General features: G+C 41.1%; 28 protein-coding genes. 11 read left to right on the forward strand and 17 right to left on the reverse strand.

The window, feature by feature from the left end; translation table 11 throughout:
• Positions 1 to 64: 64 nt before the first annotated feature.
• Genes BM291_RS03440 through BM291_RS03450 form a run of 3 tightly spaced genes read right to left on the reverse strand, consistent with a single transcriptional unit; the run spans position 65 to position 2,019 of the window.
• Positions 65 to 904: a phosphatidate cytidylyltransferase gene (locus BM291_RS03440; protein WP_092894768.1), complete on the reverse strand. Its 840-nt coding sequence runs from the start codon at positions 902 to 904 to the stop codon at positions 65 to 67.
• Positions 888 to 1,094: a putative signal transducing protein gene (locus BM291_RS03445; protein ID WP_092894769.1), complete on the reverse strand. Its 207-nt coding sequence runs from the start codon at positions 1,092 to 1,094 to the stop codon at positions 888 to 890. Before BM291_RS03445 ends, BM291_RS03440 begins: the two co-directional genes overlap by 17 nt.
• Positions 1,069 to 2,019 (reverse strand): CPBP family intramembrane glutamic endopeptidase, encoded by a 951-nt coding sequence (locus BM291_RS03450; RefSeq protein ID WP_092894770.1) that lies wholly within the window; start codon positions 2,017 to 2,019, stop codon positions 1,069 to 1,071. Before BM291_RS03450 ends, BM291_RS03445 begins: the two co-directional genes overlap by 26 nt.
• A gap of 37 nt (positions 2,020 to 2,056) precedes the next feature.
• Between BM291_RS03450 and dusB the strand changes: the two genes are divergently transcribed.
• Both dusB and BM291_RS03460 read left to right on the forward strand, forming a co-directional pair.
• Positions 2,057 to 3,046: a tRNA dihydrouridine synthase DusB gene (dusB, locus tag BM291_RS03455; RefSeq protein WP_092894771.1), complete on the forward strand. Its 990-nt coding sequence runs from the start codon at positions 2,057 to 2,059 to the stop codon at positions 3,044 to 3,046.
• Between the two features lie 163 nt (positions 3,047 to 3,209).
• Complete coding sequence (locus BM291_RS03460) at positions 3,210 to 4,121, forward strand: DMT family transporter (RefSeq protein WP_092894772.1); 912 nt, start codon at positions 3,210 to 3,212, stop codon at positions 4,119 to 4,121.
• On the opposite strand, the gene BM291_RS03465 is transcribed toward BM291_RS03460, so the two are convergent.
• The 8 genes from BM291_RS03465 to ubiE all read right to left on the reverse strand — a co-directional run bounded on the left by BM291_RS03465 (position 4,118) and on the right by ubiE (position 10,819).
• Positions 4,118 to 5,011: a M23 family metallopeptidase gene (locus BM291_RS03465; protein WP_092894773.1), complete on the reverse strand. Its 894-nt coding sequence runs from the start codon at positions 5,009 to 5,011 to the stop codon at positions 4,118 to 4,120. The genes BM291_RS03460 and BM291_RS03465 overlap by 4 nt on opposite strands.
• 138 nt (positions 5,012 to 5,149) lie before the next feature.
• Positions 5,150 to 6,223 (reverse strand): DUF3810 domain-containing protein, encoded by a 1,074-nt coding sequence (locus tag BM291_RS03470; protein WP_092894774.1) that lies wholly within the window; start codon positions 6,221 to 6,223, stop codon positions 5,150 to 5,152.
• Between the two features lie 10 nt (positions 6,224 to 6,233).
• On the reverse strand, positions 6,234 to 6,815 hold the full coding sequence (locus tag BM291_RS03475) for a NifU family protein (RefSeq protein ID WP_092894775.1): 582 nt from the start codon (positions 6,813 to 6,815) through the stop codon (positions 6,234 to 6,236).
• A gap of 118 nt (positions 6,816 to 6,933) precedes the next feature.
• Entirely contained in the window at positions 6,934 to 7,671 is a 738-nt protein-coding gene (locus BM291_RS03480) for a ThuA domain-containing protein (RefSeq protein ID WP_092894776.1), read from the reverse strand.
• A gap of 66 nt (positions 7,672 to 7,737) precedes the next feature.
• Positions 7,738 to 8,352: a M15 family metallopeptidase gene (locus tag BM291_RS03485; RefSeq protein WP_092894936.1), complete on the reverse strand. Its 615-nt coding sequence runs from the start codon at positions 8,350 to 8,352 to the stop codon at positions 7,738 to 7,740.
• A gap of 128 nt (positions 8,353 to 8,480) precedes the next feature.
• Entirely contained in the window at positions 8,481 to 9,245 is a 765-nt protein-coding gene (locus BM291_RS03490) for an SDR family NAD(P)-dependent oxidoreductase (protein WP_092894777.1), read from the reverse strand.
• An 81-nt stretch (positions 9,246 to 9,326) separates the two neighbouring features.
• Complete coding sequence (gene porT, locus BM291_RS03495; protein WP_092894778.1) at positions 9,327 to 10,148, reverse strand: type IX secretion/gliding motility protein PorT/SprT; 822 nt, start codon at positions 10,146 to 10,148, stop codon at positions 9,327 to 9,329.
• Positions 10,097 to 10,819, reverse strand: a complete 723-nt coding sequence (gene ubiE / locus BM291_RS03500) for a bifunctional demethylmenaquinone methyltransferase/2-methoxy-6-polyprenyl-1,4-benzoquinol methylase UbiE (RefSeq protein WP_092894779.1) — start codon at positions 10,817 to 10,819, stop codon at positions 10,097 to 10,099. The genes porT and ubiE overlap by 52 nt, the downstream gene beginning before the upstream one ends.
• Before the next feature lie 124 nt (positions 10,820 to 10,943).
• Here ubiE and yihA point away from each other — a divergent pair, with 124 nt between their 5' ends.
• The 5 genes from yihA to BM291_RS03525 all read left to right on the forward strand — a co-directional run bounded on the left by yihA (position 10,944) and on the right by BM291_RS03525 (position 14,214).
• Positions 10,944 to 11,546, forward strand: coding sequence for a ribosome biogenesis GTP-binding protein YihA/YsxC (gene yihA, locus BM291_RS03505; protein WP_092894780.1), 603 nt, complete (start codon positions 10,944 to 10,946; stop codon positions 11,544 to 11,546).
• 49 nt (positions 11,547 to 11,595) lie between these two features.
• Positions 11,596 to 12,084, forward strand: coding sequence for a DUF5606 family protein (locus BM291_RS03510; protein ID WP_092894781.1), 489 nt, complete (start codon positions 11,596 to 11,598; stop codon positions 12,082 to 12,084).
• A gap of 42 nt (positions 12,085 to 12,126) precedes the next feature.
• Positions 12,127 to 12,435: a hypothetical protein gene (locus BM291_RS03515; RefSeq protein ID WP_092894782.1), complete on the forward strand. Its 309-nt coding sequence runs from the start codon at positions 12,127 to 12,129 to the stop codon at positions 12,433 to 12,435.
• A gap of 79 nt (positions 12,436 to 12,514) precedes the next feature.
• On the forward strand, positions 12,515 to 12,991 hold the full coding sequence (locus BM291_RS03520) for a lipocalin family protein (RefSeq protein WP_092894783.1): 477 nt from the start codon (positions 12,515 to 12,517) through the stop codon (positions 12,989 to 12,991).
• Between the two features lie 101 nt (positions 12,992 to 13,092).
• Entirely contained in the window at positions 13,093 to 14,214 is a 1,122-nt protein-coding gene (locus BM291_RS03525; protein ID WP_092894784.1) for a sugar phosphate isomerase/epimerase family protein, read from the forward strand.
• 53 nt (positions 14,215 to 14,267) lie between these two features.
• Here BM291_RS03525 and rnhA read toward each other — a convergent pair whose 3' ends face one another.
• The 4 genes from rnhA to aroQ form a co-directional block, all read right to left on the reverse strand.
• Positions 14,268 to 14,723 carry a ribonuclease HI gene (rnhA, locus tag BM291_RS03530; protein WP_092894785.1) on the reverse strand — a complete coding sequence of 152 codons (456 nt, stop codon included), beginning with the start codon at positions 14,721 to 14,723 and terminating at the stop codon, positions 14,268 to 14,270.
• A gap of 36 nt (positions 14,724 to 14,759) precedes the next feature.
• Positions 14,760 to 15,350, reverse strand: coding sequence for a MarC family protein (locus tag BM291_RS03535; RefSeq protein WP_092894786.1), 591 nt, complete (start codon positions 15,348 to 15,350; stop codon positions 14,760 to 14,762).
• Between the two features lie 309 nt (positions 15,351 to 15,659).
• Complete coding sequence (locus tag BM291_RS03540) at positions 15,660 to 16,715, reverse strand: aminotransferase class V-fold PLP-dependent enzyme (RefSeq protein ID WP_092894787.1); 1,056 nt, start codon at positions 16,713 to 16,715, stop codon at positions 15,660 to 15,662.
• Positions 16,716 to 16,726: 11 nt separating this feature from the next.
• Positions 16,727 to 17,140 carry a type II 3-dehydroquinate dehydratase gene (gene aroQ / locus BM291_RS03545; RefSeq protein WP_092894788.1) on the reverse strand — a complete coding sequence of 138 codons (414 nt, stop codon included), beginning with the start codon at positions 17,138 to 17,140 and terminating at the stop codon, positions 16,727 to 16,729.
• Between the two features lie 130 nt (positions 17,141 to 17,270).
• Between aroQ and xerD the strand changes: the two genes are divergently transcribed.
• The 3 genes from xerD to BM291_RS03560 all read left to right on the forward strand — a co-directional run bounded on the left by xerD (position 17,271) and on the right by BM291_RS03560 (position 19,080).
• Positions 17,271 to 18,176, forward strand: coding sequence for a site-specific tyrosine recombinase XerD (gene xerD, locus BM291_RS03550; RefSeq protein WP_092894789.1), 906 nt, complete (start codon positions 17,271 to 17,273; stop codon positions 18,174 to 18,176).
• A 73-nt stretch (positions 18,177 to 18,249) separates the two neighbouring features.
• Positions 18,250 to 18,807: a hypothetical protein gene (locus tag BM291_RS03555; protein ID WP_092894790.1), complete on the forward strand. Its 558-nt coding sequence runs from the start codon at positions 18,250 to 18,252 to the stop codon at positions 18,805 to 18,807.
• 24 nt (positions 18,808 to 18,831) lie between these two features.
• Positions 18,832 to 19,080 carry a hypothetical protein gene (locus BM291_RS03560; protein WP_092894791.1) on the forward strand — a complete coding sequence of 83 codons (249 nt, stop codon included), beginning with the start codon at positions 18,832 to 18,834 and terminating at the stop codon, positions 19,078 to 19,080.
• Positions 19,081 to 19,092: 12 nt separating this feature from the next.
• Here BM291_RS03560 and BM291_RS03565 read toward each other — a convergent pair whose 3' ends face one another.
• Entirely contained in the window at positions 19,093 to 19,914 is an 822-nt protein-coding gene (locus BM291_RS03565) for a purine-nucleoside phosphorylase (protein WP_092894792.1), read from the reverse strand.
• Between the two features lie 94 nt (positions 19,915 to 20,008).
• On the opposite strand from BM291_RS03565, the gene BM291_RS03570 reads away from it, so the two are divergent.
• Positions 20,009 to 20,533 (forward strand): NADPH-dependent FMN reductase, encoded by a 525-nt coding sequence (locus tag BM291_RS03570; protein ID WP_092894793.1) that lies wholly within the window; start codon positions 20,009 to 20,011, stop codon positions 20,531 to 20,533.
• Positions 20,534 to 20,536: 3 nt separating this feature from the next.
• Here BM291_RS03570 and ftsZ read toward each other — a convergent pair whose 3' ends face one another.
• Positions 20,537 to 22,207 (reverse strand): cell division protein FtsZ, encoded by a 1,671-nt coding sequence (gene ftsZ, locus BM291_RS03575; protein ID WP_092894937.1) that lies wholly within the window; start codon positions 22,205 to 22,207, stop codon positions 20,537 to 20,539.
• Between the last annotated feature and the right edge of the window lie 92 nt (positions 22,208 to 22,299).

The following is a 22,299-nucleotide window of genomic DNA, read 5'->3' on the forward strand; positions in this document are numbered from 1 at the left end:
GTTTGATTTAGTTATTCAAATGCGCTGCAATATTAAGCAGATTTTCAATCAACAGGGGTCAGAATTAGAAGATTTTCAAAAAGGCAGTGATAAATGGGGCTGAAAGTAACAATCCGTCAAAACGGTCCATAAATCCACCGTGTCCAGGAAGGCCTTTTCCAGAATCCTTAATCTCTATAGATCGCTTAAAAAGCGACTCGATAAGATCTCCATATGTACCGGCTATAATTATAATCCCGGCAATCACTAACCATTTCCAATCTTCAATCACGTGAAAGTATCGTGTCAGGACAAATGCTACTCCGATTGCAGAGAAAGCTCCGCCCAAAAACCCTTCCCATGATTTCTTTGGTGAAACCCGTTCGAATAACTTAGTCTTACCAAATTTTGTTCCCGCAAAATAGGCTCCTGTATCACTAGCCCATAGAATCAACAAACACCCGATAATGATCTGATAATTATATGTGGCATCTACTGAAAATACGGCAAGATTAAGCAGAGAAAAGGGCACTGCTACATAGAAAAGACCCAAAAAAGTATAGGCAACTCCAGTGAAAGGTTTCTTATCAGTTTTGCGATAAAGCTTAATAAAAAAGGTAAGTGAGACTATTGGGAAGATCAGAAAGAAGTAATTACTGGACAAATGCTCCTTCTCCACCAGAAAGGTGAGACAGAAAATCATCAGACCCAGAAATGTCCCAAAGCTTTTAAGGGGAAGCATCCCATCCAAGCCACTCAGTTTATAGAATTCCATTTGGGAAAAACCCAAAATCCCTGCGAAAACCAGAAAATAAGTGTAGTCAGAATATATGCAGCCTCCCACGATAATCAACGCTCCAAACAATGCGGTGATGGCTCTCTGACCTAGATTACTGTAATTATTTATACTAAAACGTGATCTCATTCTGGATTATATTATTCGCCGACATCATATTTTCACTCTGCACATGAACCTCATAATTCCCAAAAATCTGATAAACAGTTTCCTTTTTATTCAATATCACAGCCTGTATTTGATGCTCTTCCAAGACGCCTTTGACGATCTCAGCTCTCACCTGCATTGGGGTTTCAAATACCTTGTTCCAGTTCTCCATCGGGTTTATTTATTTTCTTAAAGTAAAAGATTCCTGCCAAAAGAACCAATAATCCAATAATGGCAGCAGGATAAGACACTGTATCTGTCGACTCCATATCAAAATCTATCATTCCTTGATTAGAAGCATAGACCATCAAAACCGTTACCGTATTATTCAAAATATGAGCAAGTATAGGATAGGTAAGACTTCCAGAATAATAATAAAGGTAACCAAACATCCCTCCTAAAAACAATCGAGGCAGAAACCCATAAAATTGTAAGTGAATAGCTGAGAATATAAAAGCTGTCACCCAAACTCCTGCGTGACCATTTCCTGTGTATAAATGCAGTTTAGGCTGAATAAGCCCTCTAAAAAACATTTCCTCCCCAATTCCAGCTAGAACACCTATTACCAAAATCCCAACAAGCAATTCTGGAATACTTTGATAATCGGTAAGAAACTTAGTCAACTCTAATAATTGCTCCTCCATTTCCAGCATCCACGCCTCCATTCCAGACAAGAATTCCGGAAGAATTAATTGTGAATTCAAATAGACAAGCAAACCATTGAAGAGCATTCCTCCCACGGTGATTAACAAGACCAAACCTGCTCCTTTTATAGTAAATCTTGGTAACTGTATCTCCCAATGTAAATCAGCCTTATCAATGAAGCGCATGATTACATAAGCAGCTACCCAAAAGCCAATACCAGATCCTATTCCTTGCACAAAATACATCGCCATTCTCCCGTTACTCGGTGAATAATCGCCTGTCATGAGCCCAATTATCTCCTCCATAGAGATATTAAAAAGAAATGGTGCGATTGCCAAAGCAACAACTTGAAGTACAATCAAAACTCCTATTGTCACTAAAACAATGACTATCAAGGACAAAAGCCAACTCTTTCGTTTACCAATTTCTGATTCCGTTTCGTATATCTCCATAATTGAGGTAAATTTACGCGCAAATTTAAAATAAGAAGTGGTTAAGATAGGAAACTTGGAGTTAGGGGACTTCCCATTGTTGCTTGCACCAATGGAAGACGTGAGCGATCCGCCGTTCAGAGCAGTCTGCAAACAGAACGGTGCAGACCTCATGTACACGGAGTTTATCAGTTCAGAAGGCTTGATTCGTGATGCAGCGAAGAGCGTGGCAAAACTTGATATTTTTGACTACGAGAAGCCAATTGGAATTCAGATTTTCGGAAATGAGATTGATTCCATGCGAGAAGCTGCGGCGATCGTGGAAGAAGCTCAACCTGATATATTGGACATCAATTATGGTTGCCCTGTAAATAAGGTAGCTTGTAAAGGAGCTGGTGCAGGGATACTCTTAGACATCGATAAGATGGTCTCCATGACTGCCGAAATCGTGAAATCAGTAAACATCCCCGTCACCGTGAAAACTAGACTAGGCTGGGATCAGAACACCATTCGTATCGTAGAGGTAGCTGAGCGACTTCAAGATGTAGGAATACAAGCAATTAGTATCCACGCCCGTACCCGAGCTCAAATGTACAAAGGCGAAGCAGATTGGAGTTATTTGAATCTTGTCAAAGACAATCCGCGCTTACATATTCCAGTGTTTGGAAATGGAGACATTGATTCTCCGGAAAAGGCGCAGGAATACAAGAATAAATATAACGTCGATGGCATGATGATCGGCAGAGCATCGATAGGGTATCCTTGGATTTTCAATGAGATCAAACATTTTCTTGCTACTGGTGAAAAACTTGCTGCTCCTGGACTGGATGAAAGAATTGCTGTCGCAAAGAAACATCTGGATTTCTCAGTAGAGTGGAAAGGTCCAAAACTTGGGATTCTGGAAATGAGAAGACATTACACAAATTACTTTCGAGGCATGCCGAATTTCAAACAATACCGAGCAGAAATGGTCACTGCTGAAACTTACGAGCATGTTTGTGAAGTATTGGAGAAAGTTTCTGACGTATATGCAGATCACATTTTCTAGGAGAAATAAGTTGAAAGGCGGTGAGGTTGACAGGTTAGCTTCAACTTCACCGCTTTTCTATTTTTAGTCTCCTAAATTTTTTACTCTTCAGACTTTATTTTTCCAAACAAATATTCTTTGGTTTTGCTTCCTTTGTGACGCGGACAATTCTCCGCACTAGCAGATGTCCACTACCACCAACGACAGCAATCTCAGAAACTGGGGTTTACTCATACTTTTGTCCCTGATTTGGGGCAGTTCATTTATTCTGATCAAGAGAGGATTGGAAGTATTTTCTGCTGGGGAAGTTGGTGCATATAGAATCGTAGCAGCAGCGACCTTCCTCTTGCCACTTTCAATTCCAAGACTAAAAAATTTAGATAAAACCCAGATCAAAAACCTAATTATCGTAGGCTTGGTAGGTAGTTTTATCCCTGCTTTTCTTTTTGCGAAAGCACAAACTCAACTTAGTAGCTCCTTGACAGGTGTTCTCAATGCGCTCACCCCACTTGCTGTTGTCGTAATCGGCGCATTGTTTTTTAATTCCAAAATCACCCGTCGAAATGGAATCGGCCTAGCCATCGCATTTATCGGGGTTTTTATCTTGGTGACTGTAAAAGAAGGTTCAGGATTCGGTGCATTTGCTGATATCAATTCACATGCATTCTATGTGATCCTAGCTTGTGTATGCTATGGGTTCAATCTGAATATTATCAAATACCGTTTTCAAAAACTCAAACCAATAGAGATCACTGCTATTTCCCTAATCATGGTTTTGCCTATGGCGTTGATTTACCTGATGGCCGGCACACAGTTTTCTTACAAAGTCGTGAATATTGATGGCGCACTTCCAGCCCTTGGTTATGTCACTCTTTTGGGAGTAATGGGAACAGCCATCGCCTTGATTATTTTCAATGTGATGGTAAAAACGGCAACGCCAGTTTTCGCAGCTTCAGTTACCTACATTATTCCAATTGTTGCCATATTTTGGGGCGTGCTTGATGGCGAAGTTCTACTTTTCGGTCATTATATAGGAATCGTAGCTGTGATCATAGGAGTATGGTTTGGAAATAGAAAGAAAGTAACTCAGCCTTAATTCCCCGCCTCATAGGTCTTTTTCTCCTTTTTGCTCATTTCTGCTGTCACTACCTCGTCGGGATGCACCACGACTAATTCTTGTATTTCAGCGACATCAGACACGCCTTCTTTTGATACAAACTTCATCGGTAGCATTTCGTACTTAAGCTTTGTTGTGCCGTCCTTTACAGGTTTCATATTGGCCAGCCTGACATGCAAACCAGAGTTATAGCTCTCCCCTGCTGACTCCGCAATCACATCGCCCGGAAAAACAACCTGACCCAATTTCACTTTTTCACTTCCCGGACTTAAGACCATTATTTTAGTCAGGGACCCATCATCATGAAATAGCTCTATGAAGTTTTCTCCTCGGTCGAAATCCAGATTATTTTTATCTGAATATTTATCCATACTGATCTCCGAAACGACTCCTTTGCGAGGAGCGACCACCTCCGTAGGCAAGCCAAACCTGAAAGAAACCCCAACATAATCCGTATTCTCCTCCTTTGGCTGGAGACGATTTTCTATATGAGTCATGCGAATTCCCGTCGCAACTGTGCCTTCTGGCAGTGGAATCAAGTAAACAGTTTCCTCTTTTGATCTCCGGCTGTAATCGCCTTTGATAAATGAATAAGTATAACGAAGATTTGTAGACTGACTTTCCGTTACTCTCTTCAGAGTTAATACTTTAGATTTTCCTGGCCGAGCAACCACAATCCCCGAACTACCTATTGAATTCAAGTTAGTTAACTCCGTGTAGTCAATTAAAACAGTGTAAGGTACATTTCCCGTATTAGTAGCATACAATTCCATACCTCCCTCTTCAGCCCGAACAGTTTCCATGGTGATTTGAGCTAGGCTAACTTGCCAGAAAAAGAAATAACACACGACAGCTAGAAATGGACGCATAAGTTGATTTTGGAGTAAAAGCTAAATTCTGTACTCGCTCCATAGAATCTGGAACTTAGTAAAGCAATCACCAAAATAGTGATTTGTCAAATCAGCTCAAACTAAAAACAAAAAAGTTCCAATAATCAAATAGTCAAACTACTCCCACTTCATCCGCTCTCTCCAAGCAAAAGCTAGTTTAGGCAGTTGTTGATAGCTGTTGATCCCAGCTTTAACACCCTGTGTTTTCAGAAACACATCGTTTGTTTTTCTGCTTAATTCTAAAGAATAAGCTTTGACAGATTCACTGGCTTTTTGCAAGGAAACCAAATCATTCCGTACTCCTCTATCCAAGGTTTTCACCCATACTTTGTATTCATCCGGCGCCATTCGGTAATAGTCACGGATTTGATAAGTCAATAACCTTAATTGTCCTGAATAGCGTAAGAGTGGATCATCACTATTGGTACAGATCACCCAAGCAATAAAATTCGCCTCTCCCTCATCTGTCACACCATAGCTATGTGCCATCTCATGTGCAACTGTAAAAGGCTGCTCTAGCGCGTGTAAAGTAGGGTCGATGTAGCTTTCGCCCGTAAAGGGAAAATAGATTCCAAGAATCCCCATTTTCCGCATGAATCCAGGCGGAGGAAAAAGTTTGGTTCGTGGCCTACCTGTGAAATTTAAACCAAGCATATCGAGATTGTCTGCAATATTCGACCGCACGAGTTTTTCCAACTCAGGATAAGGCAAAATCTCTTCAATAGCGACAGTGTCCTGTGTGATAGAATTCCTGTATTGTTGCACTAGGCGCTGCGTGATCAGAACCTCATGTTTCAATTCCTCCAAATTCATAGCATGTGGATTAAGTCCCAATTGCTGCACTATTGGAGTGCGCTGATAATTAAAACCCCAAAGGAAAAGGAAAAAGAAGATCAATGCCCCAACTCCATTGGCTAATGCCCGAAAAGTGTAGAACAATTTCCATTTCCAACCTTTTCGCTTGGTAACCCTAAAAAGATAAATGCCAATGACCAGCATCACTGACACTATAAACAAATAAACGCTGGGAAAAGGCAGTCTTCCCAGCGTCATATCGATTACATTCCGAATGCCCGGAAAGAATACTCTAGAATAAATATCGTCTGTTGCTTCAGGGTTCTGAGCCGCCAAATAACGTATTCCCAAAGCAATAACTCCAAGAATCGCCCAGGACCAATCTCTCTTACCCATATTTAAAAGCTTAAACTCCTTCTGCTACCACTTCCTTTACTTCTGGAAGCATTCTGGTAAGAAGATTTTGTATGCCGGCTTTCAATGTCACCGTACTTGAAGGACATCCTGAACAGGAGCCTTGTAACTGAACTTTCACTACTCCTTCATTGAAGGAATGGAATACGATGGCACCTCCATCCTGCTCTACAGCTGGACGAATATATTCATCTAAAATTCCTTTGATCTTTTTCACTACTTCAGAGTCGTTCTCATCAAAAAGTGGATCCTTCTCAATATTTACTGGAACTGGCGCTTTGCCTGCTTCCAGATATTGCTTGATATGATCACGAACAATGCCCTGAATCTCGGACCAATCAACGCTTTCAGACTTGGTAACAGTCACAAAATTAGAAGCGACAAAAACGCGCTCGACCGCTGCAAAATTGAAAAGCTCCTGAGCTAAAGGACTGATTTTAGCACTTTCAGCATCTGGAAAATCAAAACTTACGCCCTCATCTACCAACATAAAGTTGGCAACAAATTTCAAAGAATTAGGATTTGGATTAGCCTCCATGTAGAGGTGTACAGGTCTTGCTTGTGCTTGTAGCATGGTATTCTTGATTTTTGTTTAGAAATCCGATTTGCCGGTTTTAAGTTCCAGCAAATCGGAATTTCATTTGTATTCTTCAATTTGATTGCAATTGGCTTAGTCCAATTGGGTCAAATAATTACTTCTTAAAAGGATGACCAGTCGCTGCATACCAGATTCCGCCGGACACATGCTTTAGGAAATCGGCTTCTACCCATGCGGACTCCACATGACCCAGCGCCGTGTAGAACACTCTACCGCCATCAAACTCATGGTACCAAGCCATAGGATGATTATCTCCGTTACCTTTTCCTACCTTATAGGTGCTTTCGTCTGCTTTTATCAAGACCTTAATATCTGGATTGATATCTCTGAACTCATATAGCTCGTCAAACCACATCCAGCTTTTAGATAAGTGCCAAGTAGCTGGGTGATTTTGATCCACTACTTCCAATCGTAAAGTTTGCTGTGCAGGGTGGGTAAGAAAATAAGCACCAATCATCTTATTGTACCAAGGCCACTCATATTCTGTATCAGTCGCAGAGTGAATTCCTACAACTCCTTTACCACTCTGAACGAACTTCTGAAAAGCTGCTTTCTGCTCCTCATTGAAAATCGTGCCTGTAGTGGAAGCTAAAATCACCACGTCATATTTTGCTAGATTTTCGTCGTTGAAAGCCCCTGCATCTTCGGTCGTATAAACACCGAATCCTTGAGTTTTACCAAGTTCCTTAATCGCCGCTACGGCTTCAGGAATAGATTGGTGGCGGAAGCCTGCAGTTTTACTGAAAACTAAGGCTTTGAATTGCTGTGCTTGTGATACCATCGCTATACTGAATATCAGCGAGAGGGTGAGAAGTGTTCTTTTTAAGGTCATAGGTATTGAGTTATAGGGTTATTGAATATTGATATTAATTAAATGAATATTGAAAATAGGGTGTTATTACTTAATAATTTCAAACTTCTCGCCAGCTTCTTTTCTGGAAAAAGCATTGAAATGCCACCATTCCGATCCGATTCCTGAGAAGCCATTTGCTGTCATCACTTTTCGAAGAATATCCCGATTAGCAATTTGAGCTCTGGTAAGTTTTCCTTCGGAAAGCATTTGTTTTTCACGGTCAGGATAAGCCGGATAGCCAAAGTAATCATAGCTAGTGCCCATATCCAAAGTTGAGTCAGCTTTCGTGTCAAAAATCGTCAAATCCACCGCAACTCCAAAGTTGTGTAAACTACCTTTTTTAGGATCCGCAACATAAAGTGGCTTCAAACTATCGGGTTTATCCAGATTGTCCCAAAGAATCTGCTGAACAGAAGAGGGACGAACGCCATCATAAACAAGTAAAGTATAACCGGGATTCTCCGCTTGTAGCATTTCCTGAGCCTTCTTCAGGCGCTCCGCTACCTCTGGCTGAAGAAATGCTTTCGTAAGATCTCCATAAACGTCTTGCTTAAAGAAATTATCAGTTGTAGAATACTTTAGCTCTACCATAATTCCAGGAATTTCTTCCTCCACATTCACCAATCCTTGATCGCGAAGAGTCATTTCCAATTCAGGCATTTCCTCCACCAGATCTATTTCCCTTATTGGGTCCAATTCTTCCCGTTGCTGCTCAGAGAATACCTCCTGATCGCTTTTCGGAGATGAGCAGGCAATCGCTAGGGTAAGAAAAATTAAAGCTGATCTTTTCAAGATTTCGAATTTCTATTCACAATCGTAGCAGATGCTTGCGCTGTTGGCAAAACCACTACATCAGCGATGGTCACATGAGCAGGTCTAGTTACGGCAAACTCTACAATATCCGCAATATCCTGAGCTACCAATGGTTCAATTCCTTGATAAACAGTCTCCGCCTTACCTTCATCTCCTTTGAAGCGGACGAGAGAAAACTCCGTCTCCACCAAGCCTGGGTGAATCGCTACTACCCGAATTCCAAATGAATTCAAGTCCATTCGCATACCTTTCGTGATGGCATCCACAGCATGCTTGCTTCCGCAATAGACACTACCATTGGGATACACTTCCTTTCCGGCGATAGAACCAATATTGATGATCATCCCTGACGTCCTTTCTGTCATCCCAGGAATAATCGCTCGGGAGACATAAAGAAGCCCTTTCACATTGATATCCATCATTGCATCCCAATCATCGAGATTGGCAGTTTGCACTGGGTCAATCCCATGGGCATTGCCAGCATTATTGATCAGCACATCGATTGCTTTCCATCTTTCGGGCAGATTCTGTAGTATTTCCACTACCTTTTCTCTGTCACGCACATCGAATATCAAGGGCAAAAAATCAATCCCTTCAGGCAATTCTGACTTTAGTTCTTCCAGACGATTTCCACGTCTGCCTGTGGCGATAATGTTGTAACCTAATTTGGCAAGGGTAATTGCAGCAGCTTTGCCGATTCCAGAAGTCGCTCCGGTGACTAAGGCAATTTTGTTTTTCATCAAGGCAAGATAAAAAAAATATCAATGGACAATTTTCAATACTCAATGATCAAGTTAAAAAACCCTTCCCAAATCTAACCTTTACTGAAAATTCAGATAAATAGTAATTGATTTTTTCTTAAGCGAAGAAATGGCATCCCTTAGCTCTGGAATTGTATTTTCGGCCTGATAAAGATTATTCAAACCATGAGAGAAGCGGATCTCTGGAGCAAATTTGAAGTACTTAAAATAAACTTCAAACCCCATTCCTGCCTCAAGCGAAAAATCCTGACCAGTCATGACGATATCATCCACATTTGCTTCATCCTGGCTTTTGGTACGGAACTGATAGCTCGCTCCACCCAGCCAATACATTCTTGTATTGTTGAATCGTTGTGACCGGTATTTGAATAGAAGTGGAAGTTCTACTACAGTTTCTTCCGAGGTATACTCAACTATTCCTCCTACCCTAGGCGGCTCACCGTCTATAGGAAACCCAACAGGATTAGTCTGAATAAGACTTTGATCTAATTCTACACCAAAATAAGTCACCTCCGTCTTATACTCATAGAACCCCACTTTAGGAGTAAACATCATAGAAACCTGATCATGAAATCTCAAGATCCCTATGAAGCCCAGTGAAAATCCAGGAGAAAACTTAGGCTGTATACTTCGCACATTAGTGAAGGCATTTGTCACCGAAGAATTCAGAAAAGCATCAGAATACTTCACTCTCAGTGTGCTATTATGGGTAGCCAAAAAGAATCCGTAAGAAAGAGGTTTATTATCAGAGCTTGAAGCTGAAGTCAAGCCAAACATCCCTTGCCCAAACGTTGGAATCGTTGCTAAGAAAAATACTAAACCTACTAGGACTACTTTGTTCCTACGTAGATTGAGCTTATTCCAAATGTGAGTGGTTTGCATAGGTTACTAGTGAATCCAACGTTATTCATAATTCTCAGGAAGTCCATTCCGTCTGGAAATGCCTGTACTGACTCAGGAAGATAGGTATAAGCAGAATTATCTTTCGATACTAATTTACCGATTTGCGGTAAAATTGCTTTGGAATAAAACGCATACGCCTGCTTCATCGGAGCTTTAGTTGGCTTGCTAAATTCCAAAATCACCACTTTTCCTCCTGGCTTGAGCACGCGATACATATCAGCTAGCCCTTTATCCAGGTTCTCAAAGTTCCTAACACCAAAAGAAACGATGACTGCGTCAAACTTATTATCTTCAAAAAGCAATCCTTCAGAATCACCAAGCTGAAGCTCGATTTTATCTTCCAGACCTTTTTTCTTCATTTTCTTTCGTCCTTCCTCTAGCATTCCTTCGGAAATATCCACTCCGATGATCTTATCTGGGTTTAGAGAAAGCGCTTCAATTGCAAAATCTCCGGTACCAGTAGCAATATCCAAGATCAACTTTGGCTGATCATCTTTCAGATATTTAATTGCTTTTTTTCTCCAAGTGATATCAATCCCCATGCTGAGCACGTGATTGAGCAAATCATATTTGCCAGAAATGTTATTGAACATCTCAGCTACCTGATCTTTTTTGGAATCTTGCTTGTCTTTGTAAGGAACTACGGCCATTCTGTATTCTGTCTTTGAAAGAACAATAATAGGCAAGAATCACGAGGAATGGAAAAATCTTACACTTCCGCTTCATCCTTCCCTTTTCGGATAATATCGTACTTTTGCAAACAAATACCAGCAGATGATCCAGACAGCAACCTTTGTAATCAGTAATTCTAACCCCGGAAATTGTCCAAAGCCAGACCGAGCTGAGATTGCTTTTATCGGTAGATCTAATGTGGGCAAAAGCTCATTGATCAACATGCTAGTCAACCAAAAAGGACTCGCAAAGACTTCTCAAAAGCCAGGTAAAACCCAGTTGATCAACCACTTCGTCATCAATGACAAGTGGTACCTAGTCGATCTTCCAGGCTATGGCTTCGCCAAAGTAAACCTGAAAGTGAAGCAAGGTTGGGAAAGTATGATCACTACATACCTTACGAAGCGAGAAAATCTATGTGGCGTTTTCGTACTGATAGACAGCAGATTAGAACCACAGCAGATTGATTTAGAATTTTTGCTTTGGTGTGGCACACAGGAAGTACCTACAGCACTGGTATTCACTAAAGCTGATAAGCAGTCCAAATCAAAAACTGATCTAAACATCCAGAAGTTTCTTAAGAAAACGAGAGAAATGTTCGGAGAAAATCCCGATTACTTCGTGACAAGTGCAGAAGCAAGCACCGGCAAAAAGGAACTAACGAAGTTTATGGAACAACTAGTAACAGAATATACAGCTAGGTGAATCATTTAATTGATAATCCTATATTTGCATCCTCGAAAAAATAAACCAAATGAATTTTAAAGATCTTGCCACCGTAGCCGGTAAACCCGGTTTGTTCAAAGTTTTGAAGCCTTCACGCACAGGAGTGATCCTAGAAAGCATGGACGCTAAAAAAACTAAACTCGTTGCAGGCATGTCCCAGCGTGTATCTATTCTAAGCGATATTTCTATCTACACATTGACAGAAGAGGGTGCTGAGCCATTAGAGTCTGTTATGCAAAAGATTGAAGCAGAATTCCAAGGTGATCTTGGATTGGATGCTAATCCAGACGATTCAGAACTTAGAGCTTTCATGAAGCATATACTTCCTGAAGTAGACGAAGCGAGAGTTTACACTTCTGATATCAAGAAATTGATCACTTGGTACAAATTACTTCGAGTTCAAGCTCCTGAAGTATTGAAAAAAGAGGATACTGAAGTAGAAAAAACTCCTGAAGTGGAAGAAAAAGCTAAAGTGGAAAAACCTAAAGCCAAGGCTAAAGGAAAAACTAAAGAATAATAGTACTGCCCCGGTTAACCTCGGGGCTTTTTTGATCCCAGCATGAGTGAATCCATAACCCTCGATACTTTTTCTTTGCTTCGAAAAGACTTTGAACTTCCAGAAGTCACATCTGAATTTGACGAAGAAAAGGCCGTTCTGACACTAACCAAAGTCATCGCATACATGCTAGACCGGGAATTTGAGCGCTTGCTACAGATTTGTTACCGCATTGATCTAGGAGAAGAAAAGCTCAAAAAAATCCTACACGTATCCGAACCAGACCAAGTAGCCCCAGATTTAGCTCGTGCGCTCTGGAATCGCCAAAAGCAAAAAATAGAAATCAGAAAAAGGTATTCAGCAAACGAATAGAGCTCTTCGTCATTATATCGACTAGCCTAACTCTAATTTTTCCTATTTTTAGACTTTCTATTTAAAACTATTTTTCTCTATGAAATCATTATTCAAATTAAATTTTCTAGTGGCACTCACTTGCCTTGTTGTTTTAGGATCATGTAGCAGCGACGACGATACTGATCCCCCGAAGACAGACGCCGAACTGATCGGATCAGGCATTACTTGGAAATTTAGCAAAGTCACTGCAGCAGGAATTGATGCAAGTGCTTTTATAGATGCTTGCCATCTTGACAACCTTATTACATTCAACTTCCAGACTAATCTTAAAACTGGAGTAGTAGATTCTGGCGCTACCAAATGTGATAGCTCTTCTCCACAGACTGAGGACTTCACATGGGATTACAATGAATCCACTAAGATCTTATCAGTCAATAGTGATGTCATAGATATTCCTGGAGCATCCGGAGATTTAAAAGTAGTCAGCGTCACTAGTATTGAGCTTGTACTTTCTCAAAATGTATCAATACCAAACTTTGGCACTCAAGAAGTAAAGCTCACATTGGTTCATTGATTTGCCTTCAACTTCTTTAAGTCCTTAAAAGGAAATAGACCATGAGCTTGTAAGCAGTTGGTTTATTTCCTTTTTTTGTTTCACACCCAAACTATCATAAAATGGCAAATCCAATCTGGATCATGACCTCTGCTTTTGACCAACTTAATTTGGATCAAACAGTAGAAAAAGCTTTAGAAATTGGTTCTCAAGGCCTAGATCTTTGTGTTTTCCGCAAAGATGGAACGCGTGATGACTTCGTGGCTACTCACCTCGAGTATGAAAACTTCGGGCCTGAAGCAGCCAAAAAACTACTTGAGAAATTTAATGGAGCCAAACTTCGACTTTCCATAGGAGCTTTCGATAACCTTATCGGAGGAGATCCAGCGGAGCGTATTAAGAATCAAAACCATCTTTTGAGACTCATCCGAATGGCATACCTACTCGGTGGGGATGAAAATGATGTGAAAGTTGGAACATTCGTGGGTTACAATCACGAACTCGGAAATCAAGAAGGTGGATTTGAGAAAAACCTGTTGGAATATCAGCGGATCTTTGGGCCGATCATCCGCTATGCAAATAGCCTCGGAGTGACAGTTCTCTATGAAAACTGCCCGATGGAAGGCTGGAGAAGCTCAGGTCATTTCGGCACCTTCAATAACCTTACAGGAGTCTTAGCTGCACGAAAAATCATGTATGAGCTTGTTCCAGAAACAAATCATGGAGAAATCTACGATCCTTCTCACGACGTCTGGCAACACACAGATCCTATGGAAGTGATCAAACATACGGACATGAATCGCCTGAAGAGAATCCACGTAAAATCCACTAGAAACAATCCTGATCCATTCTGGGGAAATATGTATCCTATGCAGGAAGTAAATCCTGAATTGGCATCTAAACTTGGAATTACGAGCAGCACGAACCCGTGGGATCGACATCATTACGAAGCCACGCTTCCTGGTTTTGGATTAGGCGACTCGATGGATTGGCGAGCATTTGTGAATATTCTAAAGGAGCGCAAGTTCACTGGGCCTTTTGAAATCGAAAACGAGGCAGTTCTCTCCAAACAAACCGGAAACATGGGAGCCATCGTCCAAGGCTGTAAAGCTGCAGTGCAAAATCTAGCTCCGCTACTTTATGAGTTGGGAGAAGATGGCTGGCAATATCCAGAGTCAGAATACAAGCCACTTTTGGAAATCAATCGCGGGGATGTACCGTTAGTGACTATGGAAAAATTATAAAGTATTAGATCATAAGTCTGAAAAAAGCACTTCGGACTTATGATTTTTCACTTTCATTTCTGGCTTTCTTCATACCCTGTATCGACTAGCAAGTCTGATCCCTCTGCTGCAGCCACAGCGAGCTGGTCGCAACGCTCATTCTCGATGTTGCCAGCATGCCCTTTTACCCAGATAAATTTGGGCTTGTACTTCAGATGAAGTGGAATGTAGCGTAACCAGAGATCAGGATTTTTTTTGTCTTTGAAGCCTTTTTTTTGCCAGCCCCATATCCAGCCTTTCTCTACCGAGTCAACTACATATTTGCTGTCCGAATAAATCTGAACAGGGAATTCAGTAGTATTAATCGCTTGAAGTGCACGAATTACCGCAAGCAATTCCATGCGGTTATTCGTAGTGAGCCGAAAGCCTTCGGAAAGCTCCTTGCGATGTTTGTTGAATTTCAGAACGGCACCATAGCCGCCCCGACCGGGATTGCCTTTGGCAGCGCCATCAGTATAAATGGTAATCATGCGACAAAGAAAAGAAAAATGAAATGGAGAATAATGTTAAATCCCAGATTCTACTCCAATAGGAAAGGCATTTGTTTTGAAAATCTTCACAGCGATGGAAAGCAAAATAATTCCAAAAATCCTTCTTAGGACATCCAAACCAGTTTTGCCGATTTTCCGCTCTAGCCAACCCGTACTTTTCAGCACGATGTAAACCAAGACTAGATTTAAAAGAATTCCTATCGCAATATTGATCTGTGCAAACTCAGCTTTCAGAGTCAAAATCGTAGTGAGTGTCCCTGCTCCTGCGATCAATGGAAAAGCAATAGGCACAATGGACGCACTGTCTTTAGCATCGGGATCGGACTTGAAAAGTTCAATACCCAAGATCATTTCTGCTCCAATAGCAAAAATGATCAGCGCTCCAGCGATTGCAAAATCTTCTACACCTATTCCAAAAAGGCTCAAAATCGATTTTCCAGCGAAAAGAAATAGAATCATCAAAACTCCCGCAGCCAACGTTGCTTTTTCAGACTGAATATGCCCCACCTTCTGCCTTAGATTGACGATAATCGGAATAGAACCGAGTATATCAATCACAGAAAAAAGGATCAGGGAAACCGAGAGAATTTCTTTGTAATCAAACATTGCGCGAAAGTAGACATTTAACCTTTGAGGTTTCAAAAACCTCGAAGGTTTTTAGATTATGAAATGGTGAAGGAAAGGAATTTGCTTTGGACCTAGGATCCAGATCGAAAATCAAATCCCCCTTTGTTAACTTCTCATTTCCAAAATGAATATGCAGTCCAAGGGGGAATTGCAGTACTAAAAGATTTCAGCATTACAATAAATTATGTACTCAACGATTACATAAAAACAAAACCTCCGAAGTCATCAAGACTTCGGAGGTTTATACACATTAGACCTTCGGGGTTTTGAAAACCCCAAAGGTCAAATTCAATACTTCGATAAAAACGCTATCAACTTATTCATTTCTGCGTTTGTCACAGCAGGGAAATTTGCGATTCGGAAACTTGTTGGCTTGTGTGGGCCGTACCCAGACCCCAGCTGCATTCCTTCTTTTTCGGCATCCTTTTTCACAGATGCAATTAATTCTTCCGAGCCAGTCACGGCTAAAACTGTAGTACTTCTAGTCTCGGCATTGTCCACTAGCATTCTAAGTGACTTGGATTGAGCTATAGCTGTTTCTAACTTCTGCATACGCGCGCGCAGATTTTCGTCGATGTGCTGTATTTCTTCCAGATCCTTCAGTACCCGGTTGAGCAGATAGATTCCCAGTACATTTGGTGTATAATGGGTCTGATAGCCAGCTGCATTTTCAAGAATAAAACTCAAGCTGTTATATAGCCCCTTTTCTCCTTTGCTTTCGCACTTTTCTATGGCTTTTGGAGAAAGAATAAGTATCCCCAAACCTGCGGGAAGACCAAAACATTTCTGCACTGATGCATACCAAATATCCGCCAGACTGAAATCCAATTCGATTCCAGACATGGAAGAAGTAGTGTCTACTGCGATCATTTTTTCAGGATATTTTTCCTTGATCTCAGCAATCACTGACATCGAGACCTGAGTAGCATTGGCAGTTTCATTTTGCGTAAGCGCGATCACATCGAAGTTTTCAGAGATCTCCAAGTTTGCGACATCGATAGCTACATTTGCTTCGATTTTCAGTCCGTCAGTAGCTGGATTGATATGCTTTGCGAAGCCGATCCACTTTTTCCCAAAGGAACCTGAGTAAATATGAAAACTCGCCTGCTGCACGATGGACTGGGTGATAATTTCCCAATTTTCAGTAGCACTGGAAGTGAAAAGCAACTTGTAATCATCTGGCATGTGGAGCTTTTCACGCATCAATTGCTCAGTTGCCTGATACAAGTTCATGAAAGCACTGCTACGGTGATTGGCACTCAGAATGCCTTCATTGTAGGCATCTTGCAAATAAGTCGGAAGGGCATCATATACTTTAGATGGCCCGGGAGCAAATGTGAGCATAGGGAAATAGGTTATTGAAAATAGAGAATTCCAAGTGCGTAGCCTTTAAGGCCAAGTCCGGAGATCATTCCGACGCAGGATTTGGAAATAATGCTTTTGTGGCGGAATTCTTCCCGCTTATAAATATTCGAAATATGTATTTCCAGAGTCGGAGTAGTTACCCCAGCAATGGCATCAGAGATCGCCACGGAAGTGTGGGTGTATCCTCCGGCATTCAATAATATGGCATCAAAAGTAAAGCCTACTTCGTGGATTTTATTGATCAGCTCACCTTCCACATTACTTTGGTAATAATGAAGATCAACATCAGGAAAAGCAACTTTCATTCCCTCAAAATATTCTTCAAAAGAAGTGCTTCCATAGACTTCTGGCTCTCTTTTTCCAAGAAGATTAAGATTTGGACCGTTTATTATCAGGATTTTCAAAACAAAATTCGGTTTGATGGTTGATGATTCAAAGGTAATTGGTTTCTGATTGGAAAGTTAAAACCTTTCAACATTTGAACGTTCCAACTTTCCAACCTAATTTCCCAATATTTCAATTTTTAATCTTCCAATGTCTAAGACCTGGCAAAACTACATCAAACAATTCCGTCATTACCTCAAGCTGGAGCGATCCCTAAGCGAAAATTCTATAGAAGCTTATACCCGTGATGTGGAGAAATTGGCAGCTTACTCAGAAACAAATTTCCAAGAAAAAAGCCCTTTGAACCTGGAATTGGAGCACTTACGGAAGTTTGTGAATGACTTAGCAAAACTGGAAATATCAGATTACACGCACGCAAGAATCATCTCCGGCATCAAAGCCTTCTACAAATACCTGATGTATGAAGACATCATAACCGAAGATCCTGCGCAACTCTTGGAAGCTCCGAAGCTTGGCAGAAAACTCCCTGACACCTTGAGTTATCAGGAAATAGTCCAACTCTTAGAAGCTATCCCACTTGGCGAACCTGAAGGTCACCGCAATCGTGCTATGTTAGAGATGTTGTATAGCTCTGGATTGCGTGTTTCGGAACTAACAGAATTGAAAAAAGGTCAGGTCTTCGAAGACGTAGGTTTTCTGAGAGTGACTGGAAAAGGAAACAAAGAGCGCTTGGTTCCCATCGGGAAGGATGCGCTGAAGTATTTGAATATCTATAAAGATGACGTACGTGTGCATCAAGCCATTGCCAAAGGCCATGAAGAATTCGTATTCCTTAATCGCCGTGGCAAAAAGCTTTCACGAGTAATGATTTTTCTGATTATCAAAAAAACTGCAGAACAAGCTGGCATTGATAAAAACATAAGCCCACATACGTTCCGCCATTCTTTTGCCACCCATCTGATAGAGGGCGGAGCAGATCTTCGAGCTGTTCAGGAAATGCTCGGTCATGAAAGCATCACGACGACTGAGATTTACACGCATCTAGATCGGGATTATTTGAGGCAGGTGCTGACAGATTTTCATCCTAGGAAATAATTGTTGGTTGTTGGTTGTTGGTTGGTTGTTAATCAAAAAAGAATAGTTTTGGAGAATTAAAATTATAGTCTCAATGAAAAAACTATTCACTCTTTATGTCTTTCTATTTTCAATTTCACTTGCCAATGCTCAGGAAGTAGAAGTGACAACCAATAAACCAGAACTTCAAATAGGTTTCTTAGGAGTTTGGCTGAACAATGAATATAGGCTTTCGGATCAATTTGCCTTAAGAGCAGAAATCGGATTAGATATGCAGGCTTGGGGAGATTTGAACTATACAAGTAGCTACGTGTTTTTGCCCGTAATCACAGCGGAACCTAGATGGTATTATAATTTAGCAAAACGAAGTAATAAGGGAAAGACCACTAAAGGTAACTTTGGAAATTTCTTTTCTTTAAAAACCAGTTTTCATCCTGATCTCTTTGTGATTTCTCAATACGATGATATCGTCATCCCTGATTTGTCGATTGTACCCACTTGGGGAATCCGCCGACCTTTATCCACAAATTTTGTATTTGAAACAGGGATTGGATTCGGTTACATACATTATTTCTACAAATCCCAAGGATACTCTTATGATGAGGGGAACTTCATGGTGAATTTGCATCTCAGATTTGGATACAGGTTTTGACACTATTGCAACTAACTTACCTACATGATTAATCTCTTATACAAACTTTCCCCAAAGCTGGACAGCTTAACCAAGCGTCAGAAACTGATGTTTCGTGTGTTGCTTCTCAGTGTAAGTTTGGTGTTTTTTGGAGCTTATTTTAAAATCAACGATCATCCAAACGCTGACTTAATCCTGGGATCTGCAATGATTCTTCACATAATTTCTATTGCCGGTTTACTGAGCAAGTGGGCTAGCTATAGAACTAGAAGTGAGGTCTCTACGCTAGATTAACCCAATAGCCCTTTATTTAATCACTCTTACCAATTCCTTGATAATCGCTGCCATCATCGGCTCAGCGATAGAGGCAGCAGCTAATACTTCCTCTAGTGTGATTCTTTTGATCTTCCCCTCCACACCCAAATCGGTTATTGCGGAAATCCCAAAAACTTCAATACCCATTTGTCTCGCGACGATCACTTCAGGCACGGTACTCATACCCACCGCATCAGCTCCAATTCCTCGTAGATATTTGTACTCAGCGGGAGTTTCGAGATTTGGCCCTTGGACACCTGCATAGATTCCAGTGTGTACTCTAAAATTATTTGCTTTCGCAAAACCCCGTGCAACTGCATGCAATTCTGATGAATAAGCATCGCTCATATCTGGAAATCTTGGCCCAAATTCCTCGTAGTGTTTTCCACGAAGGGGACTCTCTGGAAACAAATCTATATGATCACGTATCAGCATCACATCTCCTACTTCCTGATCAGGGTTCAGCCCTCCACTAGCATTTGAAACAAGTAAAGTCTTTATCCCAAGCTTTTTCATCACTCGGACTGGAAAAGTGACCTCCTGCATGGAATAGCCTTCGTAGTAATGGAAACGCCCTTTCATAGCCATAACCTTTTTGCCTGAAAGCTCTCCAAAAATCAATTTCCCAGAATGGCTTTCCACAGTAGAAAGTGGGAAATTAGGAATATCCGCATAGTCAATTTCTTTTTCTACGGTAATCTGATCACCCAAATGACCGAGGCCCGTTCCTAGAATGATGGCGATTGATACTTCACCAGTATATTGTGAGCGAATGAAAGAAGTTGCTTCTGAAATTTGATTTAGGTAATTCATAGAGATTAATTTGCCAGTCCTAAATATATAAATTACCTCCCAGCTTCGAACTTTTGCCTTGGCAAGAATGTAATCCTTTCAGAAAAACAAGAAAATGATCAAGATAATCGTAGGAACAAACCGCAAGAATTCAGTTTCCAAAACCATCGCAGAGCTATATCAACATCTACTGAATGAGAGAGGGGAGCAATCAGAAATCCTTGAATTGGAAAACTTACCCAGTGATTTTATTGAGAATGCTTTGTATGAAAATAATGGGAAACATGACTCGTACAACGAATTCCACGATCAATTAGTGGATGGAAAAAAGTTTGTTTTCATCGTACCTGAGTACAATGGATCTTTCCCGGGCATTCTAAAAACTTTTATTGATGGGATGACCTATCCTAATACATTTAGGAATAAAAAGTGTGCTTTGGTGGGGATTTCATCTGGAATAGGCGGGGGTGGCATCGCTATGAGCCACCTTACCGACATCTTCCATTATCTGGGAATGCATGTCCTTGCTCTCAAGCCAAGACTGGCTAAGATAGAGCAAAATATGTCAGATAACCTGCTCACCAACAGGTTGTACATGGACTTGCTGCAAACCCAGGCAGACATGCTGCTTGAATTTTAGGACTTAGTCCACATTATCATGCAGGAATCTATTATTACCTAGAATCTCATTGTCATCGCTCAAGTTGTACTTACTGATGCTTGGCTCTGAGCTATGCTGAGGTTCGTTCAATACTACATTTTTACGCTGATAAGCTGGCACTTCCATTTTCTCCTTCAATTCGTCTGGAGTTGGATTGAATGCACGGTTACCTTTTAGCTTTTCGAAACGCTCGTGCGCTCTCTGAATTGCCTTCTGCTTCATTTGCTCATAGTAATCATTGGCAAAAGCAGGACTTGCAGGCTCTTCTTTCTTAGGCTCATCTTCTGTTTTCTTCTCATCTTCCTCTTCGAAAAGATCATGAACGATTTTCTCTTGAGCAGGCTTTGGAGCTTCAGCTTTAATTTCATCCTTAGGCTTCATGAAAGTAAATAGGCTTTCCTTTTTAGGAGCAGGAGTTTGAATAGGCTCTTCTCTTTTAGGAGTTTCAGCTACAGGCTTCACTTCTGGAGCTGGTGCAGGTGCAGGAGTTTTAGGCATAGAGAATACAAAAGTAGACCCTCCAGAAACTGACTCTTCCTTCACTTTTTCAGATTTTCCAGAATCCAAATTGATTACTGTCTTTTCTTCCTCTACTTCTTCTACTGGAGTGCTTGCTACTGGAGCAGGTGCAGGAATTACTACCGCTTTTGCTACTTCCACTTTCTTGCTAGCTCCTTGAAGTCTGTCCATTTCGAATCCTGTAGCAATTACAGTTACACGAATAGCTTTGCCTAATTCTGGATCGATACCCTGACCGAAGATTACCTCAGCATTGTCACCAGCTTTCTCCTGAATGTACTCAGTGATTTCGCTCAATTCGTCCATTGACAACTCCTCATCTTCACCAGACATAATAGAAAGCAAGATTTTCTCAGCTCCTTTGATGTCTACATTGTTCAACAATGGAGAAGAAATCGCAGCACCAGCTGCACGGATCGCACGTCCTTCGCCTTCCTCAGTGGAAGAACCCATCACAGCAGCACCGGCATCTTTCATTACTGTCTTCACATCTTCAAAATCCACATTGACATCCTGATGGATAGTAATGATTTCAGCGATAGATCTTGCAGCAGTAGATAGAATATCATCCGCTTTGCTGAAGGCTGTTCTGATGGCAAGGTTACCATAGATCTCTCTCAATTTGTCATTCAAAATAACCAGTACGGTATCACAGTTCTCACGAAGCGCTTCAATACCCGCCTGAGCTACATTCATCTTCTTCTTACCTTCGAACATGAATGGAGCGGTAACAATACCCACAGTCAGGATATTCAGTTCTTTCGCGATTCTAGCTACTACAGGAGCTGCACCAGTACCGGTACCTCCACCCATTCCAGCTGTGATAAATACCATTTTGGTATTATCAGCCAATAGTTCACGGATCTCATCCTCTGATTCTATCGCTGCATTTTTTCCTTGCTCAGGATTCGCTCCAGCACCTAGACCTTCGGTCAAATTGGCACCAAGTTGCAATCTAAGTGGAACTGGGCTAGACTTAAGAGCTTGAGCATCGGTATTGACTACCACAAACTCAACGTCCTTAATACCTAGACCATACATGTGGTTTACGGCATTAGAACCGCCTCCACCTACGCCGATTACTTTAATTATCGACTTCGGGTTTTTGTGTAAATCAAATCTGTAATCTTTCATGTTATCTGACATATTTATATTTATTGGTGAAATTTCTATGGTTGTTTTTGTGGGGTTTTAAATGGGGAAATTGGCAGCAAAGCCAGCAATCT

The organism is Algoriphagus aquimarinus (assembly GCF_900112005.1).
Taxonomy (GTDB): domain Bacteria; phylum Bacteroidota; class Bacteroidia; order Cytophagales; family Cyclobacteriaceae; genus Algoriphagus; species Algoriphagus aquimarinus.

Bases quoted from the DNA above. Each gene is read 5' to 3' on its own strand.
- BM291_RS03515 (WP_092894782.1), top strand. From the start codon at position 12,127: ATGAGTGAATCCATAACCCTCGATACTTTTTCTTTGCTTCGAAAAGAC.
- BM291_RS03465 (WP_092894773.1), bottom strand. From the start codon at position 5,011: ATGCGTCCATTTCTAGCTGTCGTGTGTTATTTCTTTTTCTGGCAAGTT.
- BM291_RS03485 (WP_092894936.1), bottom strand. From the start codon at position 8,352: ATGCCTGAATTGGAAATGACTCTTCGCGATCAAGGATTGGTGAATGTG.
- BM291_RS03445 (WP_092894769.1), bottom strand. From the start codon at position 1,094: ATGGAGAACTGGAACAAGGTATTTGAAACCCCAATGCAGGTGAGAGCT.
- BM291_RS03440 (WP_092894768.1), bottom strand. From the start codon at position 904: ATGAGATCACGTTTTAGTATAAATAATTACAGTAATCTAGGTCAGAGA.
- BM291_RS03555 (WP_092894790.1), top strand. From the start codon at position 18,250: ATGAAAAAACTATTCACTCTTTATGTCTTTCTATTTTCAATTTCACTT.
- BM291_RS03470 (WP_092894774.1), bottom strand. From the start codon at position 6,223: ATGGGTAAGAGAGATTGGTCCTGGGCGATTCTTGGAGTTATTGCTTTG.
- BM291_RS03560 (WP_092894791.1), top strand. From the start codon at position 18,832: ATGATTAATCTCTTATACAAACTTTCCCCAAAGCTGGACAGCTTAACC.
- BM291_RS03450 (WP_092894770.1), bottom strand. From the start codon at position 2,019: ATGGAGATATACGAAACGGAATCAGAAATTGGTAAACGAAAGAGTTGG.
- BM291_RS03570 (WP_092894793.1), top strand. From the start codon at position 20,009: ATGATCAAGATAATCGTAGGAACAAACCGCAAGAATTCAGTTTCCAAA.
- yihA (WP_092894780.1), top strand. From the start codon at position 10,944: ATGATCCAGACAGCAACCTTTGTAATCAGTAATTCTAACCCCGGAAAT.
- BM291_RS03475 (WP_092894775.1), bottom strand. From the start codon at position 6,815: ATGCTACAAGCACAAGCAAGACCTGTACACCTCTACATGGAGGCTAAT.
- BM291_RS03535 (WP_092894786.1), bottom strand. From the start codon at position 15,350: ATGTTTGATTACAAAGAAATTCTCTCGGTTTCCCTGATCCTTTTTTCT.
- BM291_RS03460 (WP_092894772.1), top strand. From the start codon at position 3,210: ATGTCCACTACCACCAACGACAGCAATCTCAGAAACTGGGGTTTACTC.
- BM291_RS03520 (WP_092894783.1), top strand. From the start codon at position 12,515: ATGAAATCATTATTCAAATTAAATTTTCTAGTGGCACTCACTTGCCTT.
- rnhA (WP_092894785.1), bottom strand. From the start codon at position 14,723: ATGATTACCATTTATACTGATGGCGCTGCCAAAGGCAATCCCGGTCGG.
- BM291_RS03540 (WP_092894787.1), bottom strand. From the start codon at position 16,715: ATGCTCACATTTGCTCCCGGGCCATCTAAAGTATATGATGCCCTTCCG.
- ftsZ (WP_092894937.1), bottom strand. From the start codon at position 22,207: ATGAAAGATTACAGATTTGATTTACACAAAAACCCGAAGTCGATAATT.
- BM291_RS03565 (WP_092894792.1), bottom strand. From the start codon at position 19,914: ATGAATTACCTAAATCAAATTTCAGAAGCAACTTCTTTCATTCGCTCA.
- BM291_RS03510 (WP_092894781.1), top strand. From the start codon at position 11,596: ATGAATTTTAAAGATCTTGCCACCGTAGCCGGTAAACCCGGTTTGTTC.
- porT (WP_092894778.1), bottom strand. From the start codon at position 10,148: ATGCAAACCACTCACATTTGGAATAAGCTCAATCTACGTAGGAACAAA.
- BM291_RS03525 (WP_092894784.1), top strand. From the start codon at position 13,093: ATGGCAAATCCAATCTGGATCATGACCTCTGCTTTTGACCAACTTAAT.
- xerD (WP_092894789.1), top strand. From the start codon at position 17,271: ATGTCTAAGACCTGGCAAAACTACATCAAACAATTCCGTCATTACCTC.
- BM291_RS03490 (WP_092894777.1), bottom strand. From the start codon at position 9,245: ATGAAAAACAAAATTGCCTTAGTCACCGGAGCGACTTCTGGAATCGGC.
- BM291_RS03480 (WP_092894776.1), bottom strand. From the start codon at position 7,671: ATGACCTTAAAAAGAACACTTCTCACCCTCTCGCTGATATTCAGTATA.
- ubiE (WP_092894779.1), bottom strand. From the start codon at position 10,819: ATGGCCGTAGTTCCTTACAAAGACAAGCAAGATTCCAAAAAAGATCAG.